Genomic DNA, 19,407 nt, shown 5'->3' on the forward strand with positions numbered 1-19,407 from the left:
AATCCCTTCGGGACGCACCGAGGAGCAGCGTTGAGCAAGGTAGTTGAAGAATACTGGTCAGGCGTTGCACGCCGACTGCAAGAGGAAGTAGACACCTTCAACAAATTGATCGGCCACGCGGGGGAACAAGGGCGCGAAAATGAGCTGTCGCTCGTAAGGCTAATCGAGAATCTCCTGCCATCCACTGTCGGAGTTGGCAGCGGCATGGTGATCGACTCGCACGGAAATTACTCCAAGCAGATGGACATTTTGATCTATGACGTCTCTAGCCAGCCATCCATTATGGCTCAGACGAATCAGGTGATCTTTCCCGTCGAATGCGTACTGCTGGCAATCGAGGTGAAAACAACTCTCACGGAAGAGGAGCTAAGAGACTGCGTTGCCAAAAGGAAGTCGCTCAGGAACCTATCCCCTGGGAATGATGGCGAGGCACCTTGCCTTGCTGTCATGGCCTACCATGCCGACGGAATGGCCCCGACAGTTACCAAGAACATTCTGTCCCACGATGTCACCGATCGACCAGAGCTGATCTGCGTGGTTGAGCCCGGGATCATTGCAGGCTCAAAGAGACTCGTCTATCGAGATGATTGCGACGACTTTATTGTTGGCGTCGCAGGACTCCATGAAATGGATCGCACGGGTACGCGAACTTCTGGCAATTTCCAAAGGCCGACAGAAGTCGAGACCCAGGCCCACATATTGCGAGCGGGGTCGTCCTATCCTGTTGCTCGTCTAGGCCTGTCACGAAAGGACAGAGTGATCGGAGAGCCCGGGCGAGCGCTTCTCATTTTCTGTGCTGCGATTATGGACATGCTGACTAGCGTTTCTAATCTGCCCCAATCGGTGATCAATTACTATCTGCAAGACCCAGCCAGAGAACTCTTGGAGACTTCTTAAAGGAAATCTCGTAGATCAGACTCAATTGCCAATTCTCGCACCGTCATGGTCGCAATATCAAGTTTCTTGCATGCTTCCACCAGACACTCTCTCTCTGGTAGATGTAGGCGATCCTCAGTCACAACGTAAACTTCAGGAATTTGCCTCTTAAACATGAGCGCCATTGCCGCGACAAAGACCGGAACCTGTTCCATCTCCCCATCCATGTCAAGAATTTCCTCACAGGTCCCCAGCACAGACTCCTGCCACTGTGCAGGTACGGCGCGTTGCGTCCGGTGCCCCGAGGCCGCATTTATCCACGTGTAGACATTTTCACCGTATGCATACTTCTGGCATTCTTTGACTACGAGATCCGGGAATGTCAATGCCCCATCTTTGACCATTTTCGTAAAGCCGTCAAAAAACAGGGGATGTTTCGACTCGTCTCGACAAAGTTGAGGCAGGGCTAGAACCGCATGAGTGTCGACCACGTAAAGCTGCAACCTCATACCTCTTCCATGAGGATGCTGCGTCGCAGAGCGGTCAACTGCTTCCCGTCTACATTTAGGTACTTGCGTGCATCAATATCAGCAAGCGATCCTTTATCGCAAGCGGCAAGCACTAGCCTAGGATACGTGGTTCCGTACTCTCGAATGCGCCGAACGGGTGTTGTTTGGGGCGCTCCACCAAAACCCCCTTTCTCGTATTCTAGGGGATTATTGCGCACCTTCTCGTAGAGTGACCAATCCGCCCTCTCTAGGTCAATGAGCCGTAGGGCTACGCATTGAAAACTTACCTTGTATCGCTGTGCGATAAGGCGGACCATGTCAATGTCATCGCTTTCGACATGGTCGACCTTTTTGAAACGCAGATAATCCCCTAGGTGCGACTCAGGCAGCAGGAAAGCGGCCGCGAATTCGTCGCACCATCGCTCTTCAGCGGGCTCCGGAGATCCACATACAGCCTGCTCGTGGGCAAGCAAGTGCCCCAACTCATGCAGCAGAGTGAACGTGCGCGCTGCCGGAAACTGAGAGCCGTTGAATGCAATAACTGGCACTTCTGGGTCATAGATCGAGAAGCCCCGACAGGAAGTCTCGTCCATGGACCGTTGCAGTACCAGGATGCCTTGATCCTCAAGGGCCCGGCGGAGCAGCCTAGTCAAGGCCCCTTTGGAGGTCGCAGACACTTGCCACTTCACGTCCCAATGCAGCCACTGCTGAACGGCCCCAGCAGTTTTCGTTGGGCTTGGAGCGCGGTTCGGTAGCTGTGGCGGGGTCGCCTCTTCGAGGGCTTGAAACGCCCACTTCGCGATCCGCTGCCGCCGTTGCGCGCTGCGAAGTTCGGCTACCTCTTCACTCGTGAGTGTTCGTGCGCCCTTTTTTCCCCACGGATGCCTGAAGGAGGCTTCAACGGCGGGACGTTGGGGTACTCGCGGCAGGAAGAAGAAAGAGGTTGGTCGTCGCAGTAACTTCGCGATGCCGCGGAGCTGAGTCATGCCAGGGGCGTCCTCACCGGACAGCCAGTCGTCTACTACGTCATCGGGTACCGCGAGAGCTAGAGCGAGCTCACCACGGGTGACGCCGGCCTGTTTGAGAGCCCAGGTCAGCACATCTGGGTTGACGGGTTGCTTGATGGCTGGCACACCACCAGGCTACTGACGACCAGAGGTCCCGTCACGACGTCTGCTGCAATCGGTGGATTCCACTCAACGACAAGGCACCGAGCGGCCCATGCTGGCTGACGGGTGGCTGCCCCACGCTCTTCGCGCCACAGCCGGGGCTCAGGGTGTGCCCACGAACTCCCGTGTCGGAATGGCTTCTTCCGGTGAATACGCGGTGGTGATGAGTCATCCCGACGCCGCACTCACCGCTTAGCTGCAGGTCAAAACCCTGGTAATGCAGAACAAGACCAGTCTCTTCTAAGCGCTTGGCCGCAGGTTCGAGTCCTGCCGGGGGCGCACATTTATGCAGGTCAGAGGCTATTTAAGCCCTCCGCAAGATCACTTGCGGAGGGCTTTTTCGTTGCATGGGAGAACGCTTTGCCCTGTTTTATACCCTCGTTTTAGGCTCCCCGTCCCACATACGTCCCCTACTCCGAGGGATATTCGACGGTCAGCCTCCAGCCGTGAGAGAGTAATACCTGGTCAGAGGCCGAGGGCGATGTCTAGGATCATGTCCTCCTGGCCGCCGACCAGTCGGCGTCGGCCGGATTCCATCAGGATGTCGCGGACGTCGACGCCGTACCGCTGCGCGGCGGTCTCCGCGTGCCGCAGGAAGCTGGAGTAGACACCGGCGTAGCCCAGCGTGAGGGTCTCGCGGTCGACTCGGACCGGGCGGTCCTGGAGGGGGCGGACGATGTCGTCAGCTGCGTCCTGCAGCTTGAACAGGTCGCAGTTGTGCTTGAAGCCCGACAGGTTCGCGACGGCGATGAAGGCTTCGATGGGGCAGTTGCCCGCGCCCGCGCCGTGTCCGGCGAGGGAGGCGTCGACGCGGTGGACGCCGTTCTCGACCGCGACCACGGAGTTGGCGACGGAGAGCGAGAGGTTTTCGTGGGCGTGGATGCCGATCTCGGTCGCCGGTTCGAGGACGTCGCGGTAGGCGCGCACCCGGGCGGCGACGTCGTTCATCGTCAGTCGGCCGCCGGAGTCGGTGACGTAGACGCACTGGGCACCGTACGACTCCATCAACTTGGCCTGCTGCGCGAGCTGTTCGGGCTCGGCCATGTGGGAGAGCATCAGGAAGCCGGAGACATCCATGCCCAGCTCGCGGGCGGCGGCGATGTGCTGTGCGGAGACGTCGGCCTCGGTGCAGTGGGTGGCCACCCGCACCGAGCGGACGCCGAGGTCGTGGGCGCGCTCGAGTTCGTGGACGGTACCCACACCCGGCAGCAGCAGCGTGGTGAGACGGGCGGTTTTCAGGACCGATGCGGCGGCCTCGATCCACTCCCAGTCGGTGTGTGAGCCCGGGCCGTAGTTGAGCGAGCTGCCGGCGAGGCCGTCGCCGTGGGCGACCTCGATCGCGTCGACACCGGCCTCCTCCAGGGCCACGACGATGCGCTGGACGTCGTCGGGCGTGATGCGGTGCCGTACGGCGTGCATGCCGTCGCGGAGGGTGACGTCCTGGACGAAGATCGGGGTGCTCACTGCGTGGCCTCCTTCGCGGCGGCGATCTTCTCGGCCATCTGCACGGCGGCCGAGGTCATGATGTCGAGGTTCCCGGCGTACGCCGGGAGGTACATGCCCGCGCCCTCGACCTTGAGGAAGACCGACACCTGGTGGGTCGGCCGCGTGGTCGCGTCGTCGGCGAGCAGGGTCTCGACGGGCTGGTCGGCCGGGATCGCGGTGATCTGGACGTCCTGGACCATCCGGTAGCCCGGTACGTACGCCGAGACCTCGGCGACCATCTTGCGGACCGATTCGGTGATCCGGTCCTTCGCGGTCTCGCCGTCCTCGCCCTCGTCCAGGGTGACCAGGGCGAAGACCGTGTCACGCATCATCAGCGGCGGCTCGGCCGGGTTGAGGATGATGATCGCCTTGCCCCGCTGGGCGCCCCCGACCCGCACGATCGCCGATGAGGTGGTCTCGGTGAACTCGTCGATGTTGGCCCGGGTGCCGGGGCCGGCCGACTTGGCGGCGATCGAGGCGACGATCTCCGCGTACGCCACCGGGACGACCCGGCTGATCGAGGCCACGACCGGGATCGTGGCCTGGCCACCACAGGTGACCATGTTGACGTTCGGTGCGTCGAGGTGCTCTTCGAGATTGACCGCCGGGACGACGTACGGACCGATCGCGGCCGGCGTCAGGTCGATCATGCGGATGCCGAGCGGGCGCAGCTTCTCGTCGTTGGTCTTGTGCGCACCGGCGGAGGTGGCGTCGAAGACGATGCCGATCTCGTCGATCTGCGGCGACTTCAGCAGCCCGTCCACGCCCTCGGCGGTGGTCTCGAACCCGAGACGCGCGGCGCGCGCCAGGCCGTCGGAGGCCGGGTCGATGCCGACCATGACCCCCATCTCCAGGTGCTGCGCATTGCGCATGATCTTGATCATCAGGTCGGTGCCGATATTGCCCGACCCGATGATGGCGACCTTGGTCTTGCTCATCGGCGTTCCTTACGCGGAGAAGGTGACCGACACCGTGCCGAGGCCGGTGACGGTGGCGTGGACAGCGGCGCCCGGCGTCACGGGACGCATCGGGCCGAGGGCGCCGGAGAGGACGACCTGGCCCGCGCGGAGCGGCTCGCCCAGGTCGCGCGCCTGGCGGGCGAGCCAGACGACGGCGTCGACCGGGTCGCCGAGGCAGGCGGCGCCGCTGCCGGTGGAGACGGTCTCGCCGTCGACGGTCATAGTCATCTCGGCCGTGACGGGGTCGAAGGCGGTCAGCGGGACGCACTGGGTGCCGAGGACGTAGGCGCCGGCCGAGGCGTTGTCGGCGACCGTGTCACCGAAGCTGATGTCCCAGTCGGCCACGCGGCTGCCACAGATCTCGATCGCGGCGACGGCGTGGTCGATGGCCTCGCGCACCTGGGCGGCATCGAGGGGACCCTCGGCCAGGTCGGCCCCGAGCACGAAGGCGATCTCGGCCTCGATCCGCGGCTGGAGGACCGCGTCGGCCGGCACGACCGAGCCGTCGGCGTACTCCATGTCGTCGAAGAGGAAGCCGAAGTCGGGCTGGTCGACGCCGAGCTGCTGTTGCACGGCGGCGGAGGTCAGGCCGATCTTCCGGCCGGCGACCGTGGCGCCGGCCGCGATCCGCTCGGCGGTGAGCCGCTGCTGCACGGCGTAGGCGGCCTTCACGTCGTCGCGGCCGATCAGGTCGCGAACGGGGGAGACGGGGGTGCCGGTGGCGGCGGCCTCGCGGAGCCGGGCCGCGGCGGCGGCGATGCTGTCGTCGCCGACAGTGGGGTGGTTCTGGGGCATGACGTCCAATCTGCGGTATGGGGCGGGGCAGGCTCCATCAAGGCGTTCCACTCAGCGGTACGCTCTTTTCCATGGAGGACAGCGACACCGTCCTGGGCAAGGCACTGGCGATCCTGCGCGCGTTCGGCCCGGCCGATTCCGTGCTGCCGCTCGCCGAGCTCGTGCGGCGTACGGGGCTGGCCAAGGGCACGGTCCACCGCGTCGCCGGCGATCTGGTGCACCACCGGCTGCTGGACAAGACCGAACACGGCTACCGGCTCTCCGGCGGCCTCTTCGAGCTCGGCCTGCGCGCCGCCACCGAACGCACCCTGCTGGAGCTGGCGATGCCCTTCCTGCAGGACCTCTACGAGCGCACCCACGAGACCGTGCACCTGGGCGTGCGCGAGGGCCATGAGGTCGTCTACGTCGCCAAGATCGGCGGACATCGCCAGGCCAGGGCGCCCTCCCGCACCGGCGGGCGGATGCCGTTGCACTGCACGGCGATCGGCAAGGTGCTGCTGGCCTACGCGGAGGAGGATCAGCAGACCGCCGTGCTGACCGCCCCGCTCGAACGCCGCACGCCGCACACCGTGATCGCCCCGGGTCTGCTGCGCCGACAGCTCGTGAACGCTGTCGAGACAGGGGTCGCCTACGAACGCGAGGAGTCGGTACTGGGCCTGCTCTGCATCGCCGCGCCGGTCCTGGCTCCCGACGGTCTGACCGCGATCGCGGGCATCAGCGTGGCCGGCCCGGTCGGACGCTTCCGCCCCGAATCCCACGCGAACTCCCTGCGCGCCGCGGCCACGGCCCTGGGGTCCACCCTCGCCCGCCGACGTCCCTGAAACGCGCTGTGGCCGGGTGCGACGCGTATCGCGTCACACACCCGGCCGTGATCACTGCTCCGGGGCGTCAGCGGGTCAGGCCACCGGCTCCTCGACGGCCGCCGAGGAGAGCGGGATCGGCGTGAACATCTCGGGCTCCTCGTCCGGCGTCAGCGCGGTCGGACCGTACGCCCAGTCGGTGAAGGAGTAGTAGTCGTGGGTGTCCCGCGCGCATGATCGCGTTCCGTCGGAGCCGGGACTCTCCGTCGAGGTGCCACAGCTCGCCCCACGCACGGGGCGTCGTCTGCACCCGGTGGCGGTGCTCCACCCGGACCGCCTCGTACGCGGCCAGCGCACCGTCCCAGTTCGGCTCGGTGCCGGAGGGGGTGGCCGCGGCCAGTCGGGCGTAGTGCTGCGCGAGCACCCAGCCGTCCTCGATCGCCATGATCGCGCCCTGCGCCATGTACTGGAGCGGCGGGTGCGGGGTGTCGCCGAGCAGTGCGATCCGTCCGTGCACCCAGGTCTCGACCGGGTCGCGGTCGAACATCCTCCACCAGCGGTCCCGCCACATCAGCGGAATGCCCTTGCGGACGGTGTCGCAGGTGTCCGCGAAGGCCGCGTCCAGCTTGTCGGGGGTGCCCCAGTCCTCCTGGTCGGCCAGGGCCTTCGGCGACTCGAACACAGCGACTGGTTGAACATGTCGCCGCCGCGCAAGGCGTACTGGACGAGGTGGCAGCCGGGGCCGAGGCATGGACGCACACTTCGCGCGAGCGCATCCAGGGCAGTTCGGTGGCGGGGACGGTCCGGCCCTGGGCGGTGACGACCTCGTGCCGCCATTGCTCGTCGGTGAGCCGGTCCATCCGCGCCTCCAGCGCGTCCGCCGAGCGGCGCAGCCAGGCGGTCAGCTCGGCGGCCGGCAGGGCGCGGCCGCGTTCGATGCCGGCGGCGCGCTCTTCGGGCGAGGCGTACATCGGGGTGGGTTCGCCGGTCGCGGCCCAGTGGACCAGGTTGGCCAGCGCCTCGGCGTTGGCTGCCACATGGGCGGCGACGTGGGCGCGGGTCCACCCGGGCAGGGAGCTCGGCGCTGCGTACCTGGCATCGTCGAGTCCTGCAGTGCAGCTCGATCTCCTCCGTATACGCGGCGAGCCAGGTGCGGACCGTCTTTGATCGGTGCGCGGAGTGCCCGTCGAGGACCAGGTGGATCTTGCGGTCGAACCATGATGCCGACCTGGTCGGCGAAGAGGATCTCGCCGCCCTCGGGTTTTGCCTTCGTCCGGATCGCCGGCCAGGTCTCCTCGTGCCGAGGCCGCACCGCCTCGGGATCCTGCTCCACAGCCCGCTTGTCGGGCCGCTGGAAGGAAAGCCCCCATCACTACAGGTACTTGCCCACGCCGGGCTCGGTCGGCCGCACCCGGTACGCGATCGGGTCTCGGACCAGCCTGCGCGTTCACAACTGGCCTACCAGGCCCACATCGCACGGCCGGTGATCGAGTACTGCCTGCCGCACCGTGGCCTGTTCAGCGTCGCCAGCACCTGATGCACCCCCACCGGGCGGCCACGGGGCCGCGCGAGCAGCGCGTCCCGGCCCCGGCCTGCCACCTCACCCACCGGATGTCCACGGCCTTCAGCGACACCCCGAACACCGACGCGACGTCCTCCCGGTCCCGCCCCGCCGCCAGAGCGGCCACTGCCCGTAACCGCAGAACCTCCTGCGCCGACGGCGACAGGTGCCGCGCGTCCCCCACCAGATCACTCACATCCAGCGCAACGACCCGGAATCACAAGCGTTTCGGATCAATACTTCCTGGCGGACCACGAGATGGTCACCCGTTCGGACGTCAGCTCGTCACGTCCGTCGTGAGGGAGGCGAGGGCGGCGTCGAGGCGGCGGGTGGCCTCTTCGGCGACGGGGCGCAGTGCGTCGAGTTCGGTGAGGGCGACCATCGTGTCCGGGTTGAGGGCCTGTACGACGGTGCCGGCGCCGTCGGCACGGACGACCACGTTGCACGGCAGCAGCAGGCCGATGGAACGGTCGACCTCCAGGGCGCGGTGGGCCAGGGGCGGGTTGCAGGCGCCCAGGATCACGTAGTCCTCCATGTCGTGATCGAGCTTGGCCTTGAGTGTGGCGGTGACGTCGATCTCGGTGAGGATGCCGAAGCCCTGGGCGGCGAGGGCCTCGCGGACCCGGTCCACGGTGGTGGCGAAGCCGGTGTCGAGGTGCACGGTGCGGTCGTGGCGCATGGCGTGGCCTTTCTCGTTTCTGGGGGCTTTCCCTGTTCTTGAAAATACCCCCAGGGGTACTCATGTTACTGTCGAATGTATACCCCCTGGGGTAATTCTTCACTGGAAGGGAGTGCCTCGTGTTCTTTGTCGACACGATCGAGGTGCCGGGACTGGGCAACCGGAGCTATCTCGCGGGCGGCGAGCGAACGGCGGTGGCGGTCGACCCGCCCCGCGATGTCGACCAGGTGATTGCGGCGGCGGCCCGGCGCGGGGTGCGGATATCCCACGTCGTCGAGACGCATGTCCACAACGACTACGTCACCGGCGGGCTGGAACTCGCCCGGGTCGTCGGCGCCGCCTACCTCGTTCCCGCCGCGGCGCGCGTCTCCTTCGAGCGGGTACCGGTGCACGACGGTGACCGTACGCCGATCGACGCCGGCGCCGGGCTGGCCCTGCGTGCCCTGGCCACGCCCGGTCACACCCCGCACCACACCTCCTACGTGCTGGAGGAGAACGGCACGGCGGTCGCGGTGTTCACCGGCGGTTCGCTGCTGATCGGCACCGTCGGCCGCCCGGACCTCGTCGAGCCGCGGCTGACGGAGCGCCTCGCCAGGGCGCAGCACGCCTCCGCCCACCGGCTGGCCGCCGAACTGCCCGAGGAGACGGCGGTGTTGCCCACGCACGGCTTCGGCAGCTTCTGCTCCTCGTCCCAGGCGGAGGGCGGTGACACGACCATCGGCAAGGAGAAGGCGTCCAATGAAGCCCTCACCCGGGACGTCGACACCTTCGTCGCCGACCTGCTGGCCGGGCTGGACGACATCCCCGCCTACTACACGCACATGGGCCCGGCCAACGCCGCCGGACCCGTGCCCGTCGACCTCACCCCGCCTGCCGTCGCGGACGCCGAGGAGATCGCCGCCCGGCTGGCCGCGGGGGAGTGGGTGGTGGACCTGCGCAACCGTGTCGCGTTCGCCGCCGGGCATGTCTCCGGCTCGTTCAACTTCGAGGCCGAAGGTCAGCTCGCGACGTATCTGGCCTGGCTGATTCCGTGGGGCAAGCCGGTCACGCTGCTCGCCGAGTCGCCCGGGCAGCTCGCCGCCGCCCAGCGTGAGCTGGTCCGGGTGGGCATCGACCGTCCGGCCGCCGCGGCGACGGGCGGGCCGGAGGACTGGGTGCCCGAGGGTGTGGCACCGGCCTCCTTCCGCCGTGCGACCTTCGCCGACCTCGCTGGTCGGCTTCCGGCGGAGGGCGTCGTCGTCCTCGACGTCCGGCGTGGTTCGGAGCGAGCCGGCGGGTACATCGAGGGTTCGGTCCACATCCCGGTCCACGCCCTGCCCCGCCGTCTCGGAGAGGTCCCCGCCGGCGAGGTGTGGGTGCACTGCGCGGGCGGCATGCGAGCCGCCATCGCCGCCTCCCTGTTCGATGCCGTCGGTCGCGCCGTCGTCGCCGTGGACGACTCCTTCGACGCGGCCGAGAAGGCAGGACTCACCGTGCGGAACCCCTGACGGTGCCGGTCGCCGCAGCGGCCCAGCCGATCTTCCGTACCGACATGGGAAACAGGAGCGAGAAACCGAGATGAGCATCTTCCGGCGAAGCCGGGGCGGCCCGGGCCGCGTGACCGTCCAGGAGGCGGCCGCGCGCACCGGCCACGGCAGCACCGCATCCGGCGGCGACGCCGTGCTGCTCGATGTCCGCGAACCACACGAATGGCAGGCGGGGCACGCCCCCCGGGCCGTGCACCTGCCCCTGTCCGCGCTGGTCGCGGGGGCCGGACTGCCCGCGAACGCGCGGTCACGGCCCCTGATCGTGATCTGCCGTTCGGGCAACCGGTCCCGGCAGGCCGCCGACGTGCTCACCGCCCGCGGCTCGGAGGCCGCGGACGTGATCGGCGGCATGAAGGACTGGGCGGGAGAGGGGCTGCCGGTGGTGGACTCCCGCGGCCTGAACGGCGTCGTCGCGTGAGCGCTCTCCTACTGGCGCTGATCGCCGGGGCCGTCATCGGCCTGGCGCTCGGCGCGCTCGGGGGCGGCGGCAGTGTGCTGGCCGTCCCCGCCCTGATCTACCTGCTCGACTTCACCCCGGTCGCGGCCACCACCGCGAGCCTGGTCATCGTTGCCGTCACCTCGACCACCGCGATGTCCGCACACGCCCGCGACGGGAACGTCCGCTGGCGGACGGGACTGTCGTTCGCGGCGGCCGGGATCGGTCCGGCGATGCTGGGCGGCGCGCTCGCCGGGCGTATCCCGGCGGCCGCGCTGACGGCGGCCTTCGCGGTGGTGGCGGGAGCGGCCGCGCTCCCCATGCTGCGGACCCGCCCGCGTGCGGACGCCATGGTGCCCGTACGGCCGAGCCGGGCCGCGGCCGCGGGTGCCGGACTCGGCGCGGTCACCGGCGTTCTCGGCGTCGGCGGCGGCTTCCTCGCCGTACCGGCCCTGGTGAACGTGCTCGGCATGCGGATGCGGAACGCGGTGGGTACCAGCCTGCTGGTCATCACCGTCAACGCGCTGGCCGCGCTGGCGACGCGCGCCGGTACGGTCGAGGGGCTGGACTGGGCGGTCGTCGGGCCGTTCGTCGGGGCCGCGATCCTCGGCGCCTGGGACGGAAAAAGGCTGGCCGCGAAGGTCTCCGGGCCCACGCTGCAGCGGATCTTCGCCCTGGTGCTGCTGGCCGTGGCCGTCTTCATGCTGATCGACGCGGTGGCGTGATGCGCCGAAGCCCCGAGACCCGGGCGAGCCCTAGGCCAGGGACAGGAACAGCTTCTCCAGACGGGCGCGCATCTGCTGGGCGTCCTCGCCGTTCTTGCGGCCGGATTCGATGTCGGTCATGCACTGCTGCATGCCGGTCGCGATGATCGCGAAACCGGCACGGTCGAGAGCGCGCGAAGCGGCGGCGAGCTGCGTGACGACATCCTCGCAGTCGCGCCCCTCCTCGATCATCCGGATCACGCCGGATATCTGACCCTGCGCGCGGCGCAGGCGGTTCAGCACGGACTTCAGCTCCGCACCCTCAAGCTCCAGTTCCACGATCACTCCTCAAAAATACCCCCAGGGGTACAGTACGTCCCGGCTCGGGACGGCGTCGACCATTAAGGATCACACCTGCCATGACCAGCTCTCCCACCCCCATCACCCTCGCCGCCGACCAGGCCCGCACCCGGCTCCACGAACTCACCGTCATCGACGTGCGCACCCCCGCCGAGTACGCCTCCGGTCATCTGCCCGGCGCCCTGAACATCCCCCTGGACCACGTCCGGCGGGCGCTGCCGGAGATACGGCATGCCGCCGAGCGCGGTGACGTCCTTGTGGTGTGTGCCTCCGGGGCCCGCTCCGAGAACGCCTGCAAGCTGCTGGCCGAGCAGGGTGTCACCACCGCCACCCTCGCCGGCGGCACCGGCGCCTGGGCCGCCGAGGGGCACGACCTGCACACACCGACCGCTTGTGACGTCCGGGCCGGCTGGAGCATGGAACGTCAGGTTCGCTTCACCGCCGGCAGCCTGGTCCTCCTCGGCCTCCTCCTCGGCCTGCTCGTGCACCCGGCCCTCCTGCTGATCCCGGCCGGCATCGCGGGCGGCCTGGTCTTCTCCGCCCTCACGAACAGCTGCGGCATGGCGGCCGTGCTCGGCAAGCTGCCCCACAACCGCCCGCGCGCGGCCGACCTGGACACCGTGCTCGCCGCTCTGCGCAACCGCTGACCGGTGCGTTTTGGGGCACCCGTGGAGACTTCTCGGGTGCCCCGGGCGTCAGTTCGCTCCCGCCGAGTCTGCGGCCTGCCGGTGCACGTCCTCCATGTCGACGGCCCGGATCCTGCCGATGAGCTCCTCCAGCGCCTGTGGCGGCAGTGCGCCTGGTTGCGAGTACAGGACGGTCCGGTCGCGGACGGCCATGAGCGTGGGGATGGACGAGATCTGGAAGGCCCCGGCGAGTTCGGGCTGTGCCTCGGTGTCGACCTTGCCGAATACGATGTCGGGGTGGCGCGCGGCCGCCTTCTCGTAGACGGGGCCGAACATCCGGCACGGCCCGCACCACGCGGCCCAGAAGTCGATCAGCACGATGTCCGAACCGGTGACGGTCTCCTCGAAGTTGTCCTTGGTCAGTTCAACGGTCGGCATGGTGTCCGGCCCCCTCTCATATACCCGGTGGGGTATTGAACAACCAGTGCTGGTCCGGGTTTGTTCCAGACAGAGGGGCGGCGGCGGGAACCAGCGCATCCGTACATTGGTCAGCCGGGGCGGGGGAGCGGCCGAGTCGGTGCAGTGGCGCCACAGGCCGGTGTGCGGACCGAAGCGGTAGTCGGAAAGGGGCCGGTGGCCGTGCGCGGCGATCAGGTCGACGGTGTCGATGAGGTAGTCGCGGACGGTGTCGCTGATGAAGCAGGTGAAGTTGACGTGGGTCCAGCCGGGTTTGATGCCGTCGCAGCCGTGGACGACCTCGTCGAGCAGGGTGTGGGAGGCGGCGGGGCCGATGGCGAGCAGGCGGTGGCCGTACGGTCCGGCGCACGAGCACGTGCCGCGAACCCGGACGCCGAACAGGTCATTGAACAGAGCGACGACGTAGGTGTGGTGCAGGCAGGAGCGTTCACCCTGGCCGATGCGGAAGTTGACGACGGACAGGCGGCGGGTGTGGTGGTTGCCGAGGACCTCGATGCCGGGGGTGCGGTCCCAGTCCGCGAGGACCTGCCGCCAGTGGCGCTCCTCGGCGGCCTGGATCGCGTCGGTGCCGACGGCCTGTTTGAGGCGGCCAACCGCCTGCAACGTACGTACGGCGAGCGGGATTTCCGGATCGTGGTCGGTGTCGAAGTCAGAAGGAGGCGGAGCCCTTCCGCGACGGGCCGGCGGGCTCGGTGCCGCGCTCGGCCAGGCCGGCCTGCAGGAGGAGCAGGCGGGCCAGGTCGCGTGCCTCGTCGGCGGTGAGCGACGCCCACACTCCCGGCTCGCCCCCCTGGTCCCGGCCGACGGCCAGGGTGACCCGGCTGATGGGCCGGTCCGCGGCTGCGAGCCGCAGGCATCGCACGGCGATCCTGCGCCCGCAGGTGGTCACGACGAAGTCGTCCTCGCTCGGGGGGAGTCGGTCAGGTCCTGTCGTCGTCATCGTTCTCACGCTCCTGCGCCGGGTCGGTGACGCCCCCGGCGGGTTTCTTCCGGGACTCGAATACCCGGCAGGGTATAGGTGGAAGCGTCGCGCAAGGCCGCTTTGTTCCCGCGCTCGCACGCGCGCCGCCGCTCTGCCGTGACGTGGGTATCTCGGTCGGACGGCTGGCGCAAGGGATGACGGGGGAGTGGACAGGGCCGTCCAGCCCTCGAAGAGCTCGGGTAGGAGAAATACCGTGTGGGGTATCCGAATCCGTGATCGTCCGGGAGGGATCCTCCGATGACCGTCTCCGAACAGCCAGCCTCGTCCGCCAATGCCGGTCTGCCGCTCATCGGGGACAGAGCACCGGACTTCGAGGCCGAGTCCACGCACGGGCCCGTCCGGCTCGCCGACTACGCCGGCCGGTGGCTGGTGCTCTTCAGCCACCCGGCGGACTTCACCCCGGTGTGCACCACCGAGTTCGTCGCCTTCACCGAACTCGCCGACGAGTTCGCCGCCCGCAACACCGCCCTGCTCGGCAACTCCGTGGACTCCGTCCACAGTCATCTCGCCTGGACCCGCGCGATCGAGGACAAGCTGGGTGTGCGCGTTCCGTTCCCGATCATCGCCGACCTGGACACGCGCGTCTCGCGCGCCTACGGCATGCTCCACCCGAATACCTCGGGCACCGCCGCCGTACGCGCCGTCTTCGTCATCGACCCGGAGCAGACCGTACGGGCGGTGCTGCACTGCCCGATGAACGCCGGACGCATGATCCCCGAGATCCTGCGGCTCGTCGACGCCCTGCAGACCTCCGACCGCGACGGCGTCTCCTGTCCCGCCAACTGGCATCCCGGCGAGGACGTCGTCCTCGGCGCCCCGCGCACCCAGGCGGAACTGGATGCCCGGCTGGCCGACGACAGCGTCAAACTCACCGACTGGTACCTGGCGACGAGGCCCGTCACGCCGGCCTGACGGGCCTGGCTTCGCGGGACGGTGTCATCGCCGTACAGCGCGTACGAGGGCGTCGAGGGCTGTACGGCTGTAGCCGTCGCCGTCGGTCACCGCCCGGGTGACCGTCTCGGCCCGCAGGATGTCGGCGTACGGCCGCCACAGGCCGGCGACCTGCTCGGCGGTGTACAGCACGCGTGGGTCCTGCGGGCCGCCGTGACCGTGCTCGGGATTGGCCGCGTCGTGGCCCACGAGCAGCAGGGTTCCGCCCTCGCGTACGGCAGTGGCGGCCCGGGGCAGTACCTGGGCCATGTCCGGCCACGGCAGGTGCAGATACGCGATGAGTACCAGGTCGTACGTTGCTTCCGGGGGCGCCCAGAGTGTGAGATCGGCGCGGACGGTACGCAGCCGCACATCCCGGTCGGAGGCCAGCCGTTCGGCCTTCTCCAGTGCTACGGCGGAGAAGTCGACAGCGTCCACCTCCCAGCCCCGCTCCGCGAGCCAGACCGCGTTGCGCCCCTCCCCGGCGGCGAGGTCGACGGCCCGCCCGGTCGGCTTCAGGTCGGCCAGCTCCTCTCCGACGAACCGGTTGGGCGCTGCCTTCCATACCAGTTCGCTGCCCCGGTACCGTTCGTCCCAGCCTGCTGCGTCCATCGTGTGCACCTCATCCCTGCGCGTGAGTGGAATCCTCGCCCGTACTGTCGCCGTTGTCACTGTTGGCGTCGTCCGGCTCCTCCGCGTCGTCCCCGGCGAGCAGATACGGGTAGGGGCAGCTGCTGGGGTCCGGGGCGATGCAGGCGTTGCAGGGCCGGGACCGGTCGAGAACGCACCTCGGGGGCGGCCTCATGTCTCGCCGCCTCCCTCGCCCCGGGTGTCGAAGCGGCCGGGCAGCTGCCGCGAGGCGCGTTTGAAGGCCAGGACGGGAACGTAGTGGCGCACGCGTGCGCCGGCGAAGAACGCGAACGCCTCTGCGACTGCGCTCGCCGGCGCCTCTGGCGGGACATCCGGGAATCGGCGCACGAGCCGCGCCTGGATGTCCTGGCGGCCGCGCTGCTCTGCCGCTGGTGTCGGTGGGCCGGCCGGGTGTCGGGGTAGTGACTGTCCGGCTGGACGGCCAGGTCGGTGACGACGGGGAGGAGGCCACTTTTATACCCCCTGGAGTATAGGATCCGGGGGTCGGGCGAGGGTCAGGAACAGTTTTTCCAGTTCGGCCTCGCTCAGCAGCGGGGTGTGCCCCTTCTGCCGTTCGGTGAGGCACTGGCGAATGCCGCCCGCCACTGTCTTGAAGCCGCCCCGGTCCAGGGCGTGGGAGACCGCGGCCAGTTGTCCCTGGGCCCGCCGCAGCCGGTTGAGCACCTCGGCCCATGAGTCCGCTTCTGTGTTCACGACGTTCACGACGTTCACGACTTCCGTGTCGTTCACCGGACACGTACAGGGGGACCGGGTTCTTGGAGCTCCTGTTGCTCCGCTACGTGTCGAGCGATGACGAGGTGGTGCCATTGCTTCGCACGGTCTCAGCAGGGATGGGGCGTGAGACAGTCCGCCCGCTTGCGTCGTCCGGCGGCATCGAGGTGCCGCCTGCCCGCTCCGGGGTTCGTCCGTCGGTCCTGCGCAACATGTACCAGCTGAACACGATTCCCGCCGCCGCGGCCACAAAGGCCCATGTCAAGGGGCTGGTCAGCAGGGTGTGACGCAGGTCGGAGCTGATCTGCTGGCCGAGGACGAACACGCCCATGACGGCGACGAACCAGCCGAAGGACTTACGCAGTGCATCCTGCGGGATGCGTCCGGCGAGCAGACCGCCGAGCAGGCTGCCGACGACGGCGGTCGCCGTGACGAGGGCGGCGAACCCCCAGTCGATGTGCACGCTGGCAAGGTAACCGGCCAGGCCGGCGAAGGACTTCATGGAGATGACCAGCAGTGAGGTGCCGACCGCGACAGTCATGGGCAGTCCGCCCAGCAGGGCCAGGGCGGGTACGACCAGGAAGCCTCCGCCCGCGCCGACGAGTCCGGTGACCAGGCCCACGACGATGCCTTCCAGCAGGACATGGAGCACGGGGAGTTCGTGGTGGACCTTCTTCGGGTGCTGCTTGCGTCCCCGGATCATGGCGACGGCGGTGGCGATCATCATGAGGGCGAACGCGAGCAGCAGGACGGTGCCGGGGATGAACTCGGCCAGCCGCCCGCCCGCGTAGGCGCCGGTCATGCCGGCCAGACCGAAGAGCAGACCCGTACGCCAGCGGACGCGTCCGGCGCGGGCGTGTGAGACGACCCCGGCGGCACTGGTGACGCCGACGACGAACAGCGAGGTGGCGATGGCCTCCTTGGTCTCCATTCCGGCCAGGTAGATCAGGATGGGCACGGTCAGGATGGACCCGCCGCCGCCCAGGATGCCGAGGCTGACCCCGATGAGCAGTGACGCGGCGATGATGACGGCGATCACGGGGCGCTCCGCAGGGCGGCGACGACCGTGCCGATGTCGGTGCGCGGGCCGCGGTTGTAGGGCAGCTTCGACAGCAGCATGCCCATTGCGCAGGTATGGGTGAGCGCGGCGACGGCCAGCCCGGCCCCGACCGCCGTGCCGATCAGGTGCAGTCCGGGCAGGAACAGGCCCGCGACGCCGCTCACCAGGACGAGGGTGCCGGCGACCAGGCGCACCTGGCGTTCCAGGTCCCAGCGTTCGGGGCCTCGGGCGAGCGGGCCTCCGGCGGTCTCCCACGCCATGACGCCACCGTCGAGGACGCGCAGGCTGGGCAGTCCGGCTTCGGCCAGGGCCTGTTCGGCCTGGGCGGCGCGGGCGCCGGAGCGGCAGATGAGTATGACGTCCTCGTCGAGGTGGTTGAGGAGTTCGGCGCGGTGCTCGCGCAGGGTGTCGAGGGGGACGTTGTAGGAGCCGGGGATGTGGGCGGTGCGGAACTCGCCGGGCGTACGCACGTCCAGCAGGCGCGGGCCCCCACCGTCCCGGGGCAGGTCGCGCAGGGTTGCGGGATCGAGCCGTGGTTTGTCGGCGTGGGTGGTCATCGGGGTTCCTCGCTGTCGCTGGAACGGCTGGTGGGGGCCTGCGGCGGCCGACGGCTTCGGCCGCCGTCCGGCGTGGGGTGGATCAGACGTCGGCCGATGCGGGCAGGGCGAGCCAGGCGCCATAGCCGCCGAGCAGGTCGGAGACGTCGGTGCGGCCCTGGTGGCGCAGCAGGCTGGCGGCGATGGAGGAGCGGTGGCCGCCCGCGCAGTGGACGACAAGGGGCAGGCCGGCCGGGATCTCGTCAATACGGCGGGCGAGTTCGGCCAGCGGGATGTGCAGGGAGCCCTCGATGAAGCCCTCTTCGCGCTCGGCGGTGTTGCGCACGTCCAGGACCAGCGGGGGTTCGTCGCTGTCGAGCAGGCGGCGCAGCTCGTCGGAGGTCAGGCGGCTGGCCTGCTCCATCTCGTCGGCCAGCGAGGGGAAGGCGCCCTCGGGCTCGCGCAGGTAGCCGCCGACCTTGTCGAAGCCGATCCGGGCGAGCCGGGTGACGACCTCCTCCTCGCGGTCCTGCGGCGCGATGACGACGACGTCCTGCTCGGGGGCGACGACCATGCCGGCCTGCTCGGCGAATCGCCCGTCCGCGGGCACGTTGACCGAGCCGCGCAGATACCCCGGGGCGAAGTCCTGCGGCGAGCGGGCGTCGACCACGACCGCTCCGCCCGCGCGCCGTTGCATGAACTCCTCGACCGACAGCGGCCGGGGCGCTGCGGCCGCGTCGAACAGGCCGTGCTCCTTGCGGTTGAGGATGGCGTCGTAGACGAAGTAGGCGGGGGCTGAGGGCTGGCCCGCAGTGACCAACTCGACGAACTTCTGCTCGCTCATGGGCCGGCAGGCGTAATTGGTGGCGCGCTGCTCGCCGATGGTGGACTGGCGCTGGGTGGAGAGGTTCTTGCCGCAGGCGGATCCGGCGCCGTGTGCGGGAAAGACGCGGACGGCGTCGGGCAGTGCCATCAGCTTGTTCTGGATGGTGTCGTAGAGCATGCGGCCGAGTTCGTCGGCGGTCACGCCGATGGAGGCGAGCAGATCGGGCCGGCCGACGTCGCCGATGAACAGGGCGTCGCCGGTGAGGACGCCGTAGGGGACGGTGTCGGCGGCGTGCTCGTGGACCAGGATGCTGATCGACTCCGGTGTGTGGCCCGGGGTTTCGAGGATCTGCAGGGTGATGTCGCCGAGGTTGATCCGCTCGCCGTCGGTCAGCTTGCGGATGGGGTATTCGGCCTCGGCGCGCTGTCCGTAGCCGATCCAGGCACCGGTGCGGTCGGCGAGTTCCAGGTGGCCGGCGAGGAAGTCGGCGTGGAAGTGGGTGTTGACGACCGCCTCGATGGTGAAGCCGTGCTCGGCGGCGTCGGTGAGGTATTCGGACACGTCACGGCGGGGGTCGACGACGACGGCCTTGCCGGTGGTCTCGTCGGCGATCATGTACGACGCCTGGGAGAGGCAGTCGAGGTAGTACTGGGCGAAGAACATCTTGGGGTGACCTCCGTGTCGGAAGGGCAGGACTCTCTATACCCCCGGGGGTATAAAGAAGGGTCTGGCCCGCCCTTGTTTCGAGG

23 protein-coding genes and 2 pseudogenes are annotated in these 19,407 nt (G+C 68.6%); 7 read left to right on the forward strand and 18 right to left on the reverse strand.

What is annotated here, in order from left to right:
* Nucleotides 1-30 precede the first annotated feature (30 nt).
* The gene (locus OG507_RS30755; protein ID WP_327370367.1) at nt 31-897 is read left to right on the forward strand and encodes a DUF6602 domain-containing protein; all 867 of its coding nucleotides are present in this window, start codon (nt 31-33) and stop codon (nt 895-897) included.
* Here OG507_RS30755 and OG507_RS30760 read toward each other — a convergent pair.
* The 5 genes from OG507_RS30760 to OG507_RS30780 all read right to left on the reverse strand — a co-directional run bounded on the left by OG507_RS30760 (nt 894) and on the right by OG507_RS30780 (nt 5,793).
* On the reverse strand, nt 894-1,385 hold the full coding sequence (locus OG507_RS30760) for a hypothetical protein (protein WP_327370368.1): 492 nt from the start codon (nt 1,383-1,385) through the stop codon (nt 894-896). The genes OG507_RS30755 and OG507_RS30760 overlap by 4 nt on opposite strands.
* The gene (locus OG507_RS30765; protein ID WP_327370369.1) at nt 1,382-2,518 is read right to left on the reverse strand and encodes an ImmA/IrrE family metallo-endopeptidase; all 1,137 of its coding nucleotides are present in this window, start codon (nt 2,516-2,518) and stop codon (nt 1,382-1,384) included. Before OG507_RS30765 ends, OG507_RS30760 begins: the two co-directional genes overlap by 4 nt.
* Nucleotides 2,519-3,019: 501 nt before the next feature.
* The gene (gene dmpG, locus OG507_RS30770) at nt 3,020-4,018 is read right to left on the reverse strand and encodes a 4-hydroxy-2-oxovalerate aldolase (protein WP_327370370.1); all 999 of its coding nucleotides are present in this window, start codon (nt 4,016-4,018) and stop codon (nt 3,020-3,022) included.
* On the reverse strand, nt 4,015-4,977 hold the full coding sequence (locus OG507_RS30775; RefSeq protein ID WP_327370371.1) for an acetaldehyde dehydrogenase (acetylating): 963 nt from the start codon (nt 4,975-4,977) through the stop codon (nt 4,015-4,017). The genes dmpG and OG507_RS30775 overlap by 4 nt, the downstream gene beginning before the upstream one ends.
* Nucleotides 4,978-4,986: 9 nt before the next feature.
* A complete protein-coding gene (locus tag OG507_RS30780; RefSeq protein WP_327370372.1) occupies nt 4,987-5,793 on the reverse strand; it encodes a 2-keto-4-pentenoate hydratase in 807 nt (268 codons plus the stop codon).
* A gap of 71 nt (nt 5,794-5,864) precedes the next feature.
* On the opposite strand from OG507_RS30780, the gene OG507_RS30785 reads away from it, so the two are divergent.
* Complete coding sequence (locus OG507_RS30785) at nt 5,865-6,614, forward strand: IclR family transcriptional regulator (protein WP_327370373.1); 750 nt, start codon at nt 5,865-5,867, stop codon at nt 6,612-6,614.
* A gap of 67 nt (nt 6,615-6,681) precedes the next feature.
* Here the strand turns inward: OG507_RS30785 and OG507_RS40525 are convergent, their stop codons facing one another.
* The 3 genes and pseudogenes from OG507_RS40525 to OG507_RS30800 form a co-directional block, all read right to left on the reverse strand.
* Complete coding sequence (locus OG507_RS40525) at nt 6,682-7,275, reverse strand: hypothetical protein (protein ID WP_442811044.1); 594 nt, start codon at nt 7,273-7,275, stop codon at nt 6,682-6,684.
* Between the two features lie 64 nt (nt 7,276-7,339).
* Nucleotides 7,340-7,729, reverse strand: a pseudogene (locus tag OG507_RS40530) (maleylpyruvate isomerase N-terminal domain-containing protein); the annotation flags it as partial.
* Nucleotides 7,730-8,431: 702 nt separating this feature from the next.
* Nucleotides 8,432-8,833 carry a DUF302 domain-containing protein gene (locus OG507_RS30800; protein ID WP_327370374.1) on the reverse strand — a complete coding sequence of 134 codons (402 nt, stop codon included), beginning with the start codon at nt 8,831-8,833 and terminating at the stop codon, nt 8,432-8,434.
* Nucleotides 8,834-8,952: 119 nt separating this feature from the next.
* On the opposite strand from OG507_RS30800, the gene OG507_RS30805 reads away from it, so the two are divergent.
* The 3 genes from OG507_RS30805 (at nt 8,953) to OG507_RS30815 (ending at nt 11,520) form a co-directional block, all read left to right on the forward strand.
* Nucleotides 8,953-10,320 carry an MBL fold metallo-hydrolase gene (locus tag OG507_RS30805; protein WP_327370375.1) on the forward strand — a complete coding sequence of 456 codons (1,368 nt, stop codon included), beginning with the start codon at nt 8,953-8,955 and terminating at the stop codon, nt 10,318-10,320.
* A gap of 70 nt (nt 10,321-10,390) precedes the next feature.
* Entirely contained in the window at nt 10,391-10,777 is a 387-nt protein-coding gene (locus OG507_RS30810) for a rhodanese-like domain-containing protein (RefSeq protein WP_327370376.1), read from the forward strand.
* Nucleotides 10,774-11,520: a sulfite exporter TauE/SafE family protein gene (locus tag OG507_RS30815; protein ID WP_327370377.1), complete on the forward strand. Its 747-nt coding sequence runs from the start codon at nt 10,774-10,776 to the stop codon at nt 11,518-11,520. The genes OG507_RS30810 and OG507_RS30815 overlap by 4 nt, the downstream gene beginning before the upstream one ends.
* 30 nt (nt 11,521-11,550) lie before the next feature.
* Here the strand turns inward: OG507_RS30815 and OG507_RS30820 are convergent, their stop codons facing one another.
* Nucleotides 11,551-11,838: a metal-sensitive transcriptional regulator gene (locus tag OG507_RS30820; protein WP_327370378.1), complete on the reverse strand. Its 288-nt coding sequence runs from the start codon at nt 11,836-11,838 to the stop codon at nt 11,551-11,553.
* 80 nt (nt 11,839-11,918) lie between these two features.
* On the opposite strand from OG507_RS30820, the gene OG507_RS30825 reads away from it, so the two are divergent.
* Nucleotides 11,919-12,506 (forward strand): rhodanese-like domain-containing protein, encoded by a 588-nt coding sequence (locus OG507_RS30825; protein ID WP_327370379.1) that lies wholly within the window; start codon nt 11,919-11,921, stop codon nt 12,504-12,506.
* 48 nt (nt 12,507-12,554) lie between these two features.
* Here the strand turns inward: OG507_RS30825 and trxA are convergent, their stop codons facing one another.
* Both trxA and OG507_RS30835 read right to left on the reverse strand, forming a co-directional pair.
* A complete protein-coding gene (trxA, locus tag OG507_RS30830; protein WP_327372163.1) occupies nt 12,555-12,923 on the reverse strand; it encodes a thioredoxin in 369 nt (122 codons plus the stop codon).
* Nucleotides 12,924-13,611: 688 nt separating this feature from the next.
* Entirely contained in the window at nt 13,612-13,902 is a 291-nt protein-coding gene (locus OG507_RS30835; protein ID WP_327370380.1) for a hypothetical protein, read from the reverse strand.
* 279 nt (nt 13,903-14,181) lie between these two features.
* Between OG507_RS30835 and OG507_RS30840 the strand changes: the two genes are divergently transcribed.
* Nucleotides 14,182-14,856, forward strand: coding sequence for a peroxiredoxin (locus OG507_RS30840; RefSeq protein WP_327370381.1), 675 nt, complete (start codon nt 14,182-14,184; stop codon nt 14,854-14,856).
* Nucleotides 14,857-14,880: 24 nt separating this feature from the next.
* Here the strand turns inward: OG507_RS30840 and OG507_RS30845 are convergent, their stop codons facing one another.
* The 7 genes and pseudogenes from OG507_RS30845 to OG507_RS30875 all read right to left on the reverse strand — a co-directional run bounded on the left by OG507_RS30845 (nt 14,881) and on the right by OG507_RS30875 (nt 19,321).
* Nucleotides 14,881-15,486, reverse strand: coding sequence for a class I SAM-dependent methyltransferase (locus OG507_RS30845; RefSeq protein ID WP_327370382.1), 606 nt, complete (start codon nt 15,484-15,486; stop codon nt 14,881-14,883).
* A 10-nt stretch (nt 15,487-15,496) separates the two neighbouring features.
* Complete coding sequence (locus tag OG507_RS30850) at nt 15,497-15,679, reverse strand: hypothetical protein (RefSeq protein ID WP_327370383.1); 183 nt, start codon at nt 15,677-15,679, stop codon at nt 15,497-15,499.
* Nucleotides 15,676-15,876 (reverse strand): annotated as a pseudogene (locus OG507_RS30855) (three-helix bundle dimerization domain-containing protein); the annotation flags it as partial. The gene OG507_RS30850 and the pseudogene OG507_RS30855, both read right to left, overlap by 4 nt.
* A gap of 102 nt (nt 15,877-15,978) precedes the next feature.
* Nucleotides 15,979-16,218, reverse strand: coding sequence for a hypothetical protein (locus OG507_RS30860; protein WP_327372164.1), 240 nt, complete (start codon nt 16,216-16,218; stop codon nt 15,979-15,981).
* An 82-nt stretch (nt 16,219-16,300) separates the two neighbouring features.
* On the reverse strand, nt 16,301-17,275 hold the full coding sequence (locus tag OG507_RS30865; RefSeq protein WP_327370385.1) for a sulfite exporter TauE/SafE family protein: 975 nt from the start codon (nt 17,273-17,275) through the stop codon (nt 16,301-16,303).
* Nucleotides 17,272-17,853 carry a rhodanese-like domain-containing protein gene (locus tag OG507_RS30870; protein ID WP_327370386.1) on the reverse strand — a complete coding sequence of 194 codons (582 nt, stop codon included), beginning with the start codon at nt 17,851-17,853 and terminating at the stop codon, nt 17,272-17,274. Before OG507_RS30870 ends, OG507_RS30865 begins: the two co-directional genes overlap by 4 nt.
* Before the next feature lie 82 nt (nt 17,854-17,935).
* Complete coding sequence (locus tag OG507_RS30875) at nt 17,936-19,321, reverse strand: MBL fold metallo-hydrolase (RefSeq protein ID WP_327370387.1); 1,386 nt, start codon at nt 19,319-19,321, stop codon at nt 17,936-17,938.
* Nucleotides 19,322-19,407 lie beyond the last annotated feature (86 nt).

This window comes from Streptomyces sp. NBC_01217, assembly GCF_035994185.1.
Taxonomy (GTDB): domain Bacteria; phylum Actinomycetota; class Actinomycetes; order Streptomycetales; family Streptomycetaceae; genus Streptomyces.

Coding starts and splice junctions, on each gene's coding strand:
- OG507_RS30760 (WP_327370368.1), bottom strand. CDS start 1,385: ATGAGGTTGCAGCTTTACGTGGTCGACACTCATGCGGTTCTAGCCCTG.
- OG507_RS30775 (WP_327370371.1), bottom strand. CDS start 4,977: ATGAGCAAGACCAAGGTCGCCATCATCGGGTCGGGCAATATCGGCACC.
- OG507_RS30780 (WP_327370372.1), bottom strand. CDS start 5,793: ATGCCCCAGAACCACCCCACTGTCGGCGACGACAGCATCGCCGCCGCC.
- OG507_RS30785 (WP_327370373.1), top strand. CDS start 5,865: ATGGAGGACAGCGACACCGTCCTGGGCAAGGCACTGGCGATCCTGCGC.
- OG507_RS30800 (WP_327370374.1), bottom strand. CDS start 8,833: ATGCGCCACGACCGCACCGTGCACCTCGACACCGGCTTCGCCACCACC.
- OG507_RS30810 (WP_327370376.1), top strand. CDS start 10,391: ATGAGCATCTTCCGGCGAAGCCGGGGCGGCCCGGGCCGCGTGACCGTC.
- OG507_RS30825 (WP_327370379.1), top strand. CDS start 11,919: ATGACCAGCTCTCCCACCCCCATCACCCTCGCCGCCGACCAGGCCCGC.
- trxA (WP_327372163.1), bottom strand. CDS start 12,923: ATGCCGACCGTTGAACTGACCAAGGACAACTTCGAGGAGACCGTCACC.
- OG507_RS30835 (WP_327370380.1), bottom strand. CDS start 13,902: ATGACGACGACAGGACCTGACCGACTCCCCCCGAGCGAGGACGACTTC.
- OG507_RS30840 (WP_327370381.1), top strand. CDS start 14,182: ATGACCGTCTCCGAACAGCCAGCCTCGTCCGCCAATGCCGGTCTGCCG.
- OG507_RS30845 (WP_327370382.1), bottom strand. CDS start 15,486: ATGGACGCAGCAGGCTGGGACGAACGGTACCGGGGCAGCGAACTGGTA.
- OG507_RS30850 (WP_327370383.1), bottom strand. CDS start 15,679: ATGAGGCCGCCCCCGAGGTGCGTTCTCGACCGGTCCCGGCCCTGCAAC.
- OG507_RS30870 (WP_327370386.1), bottom strand. CDS start 17,853: ATGACCACCCACGCCGACAAACCACGGCTCGATCCCGCAACCCTGCGC.
- OG507_RS30875 (WP_327370387.1), bottom strand. CDS start 19,321: ATGTTCTTCGCCCAGTACTACCTCGACTGCCTCTCCCAGGCGTCGTAC.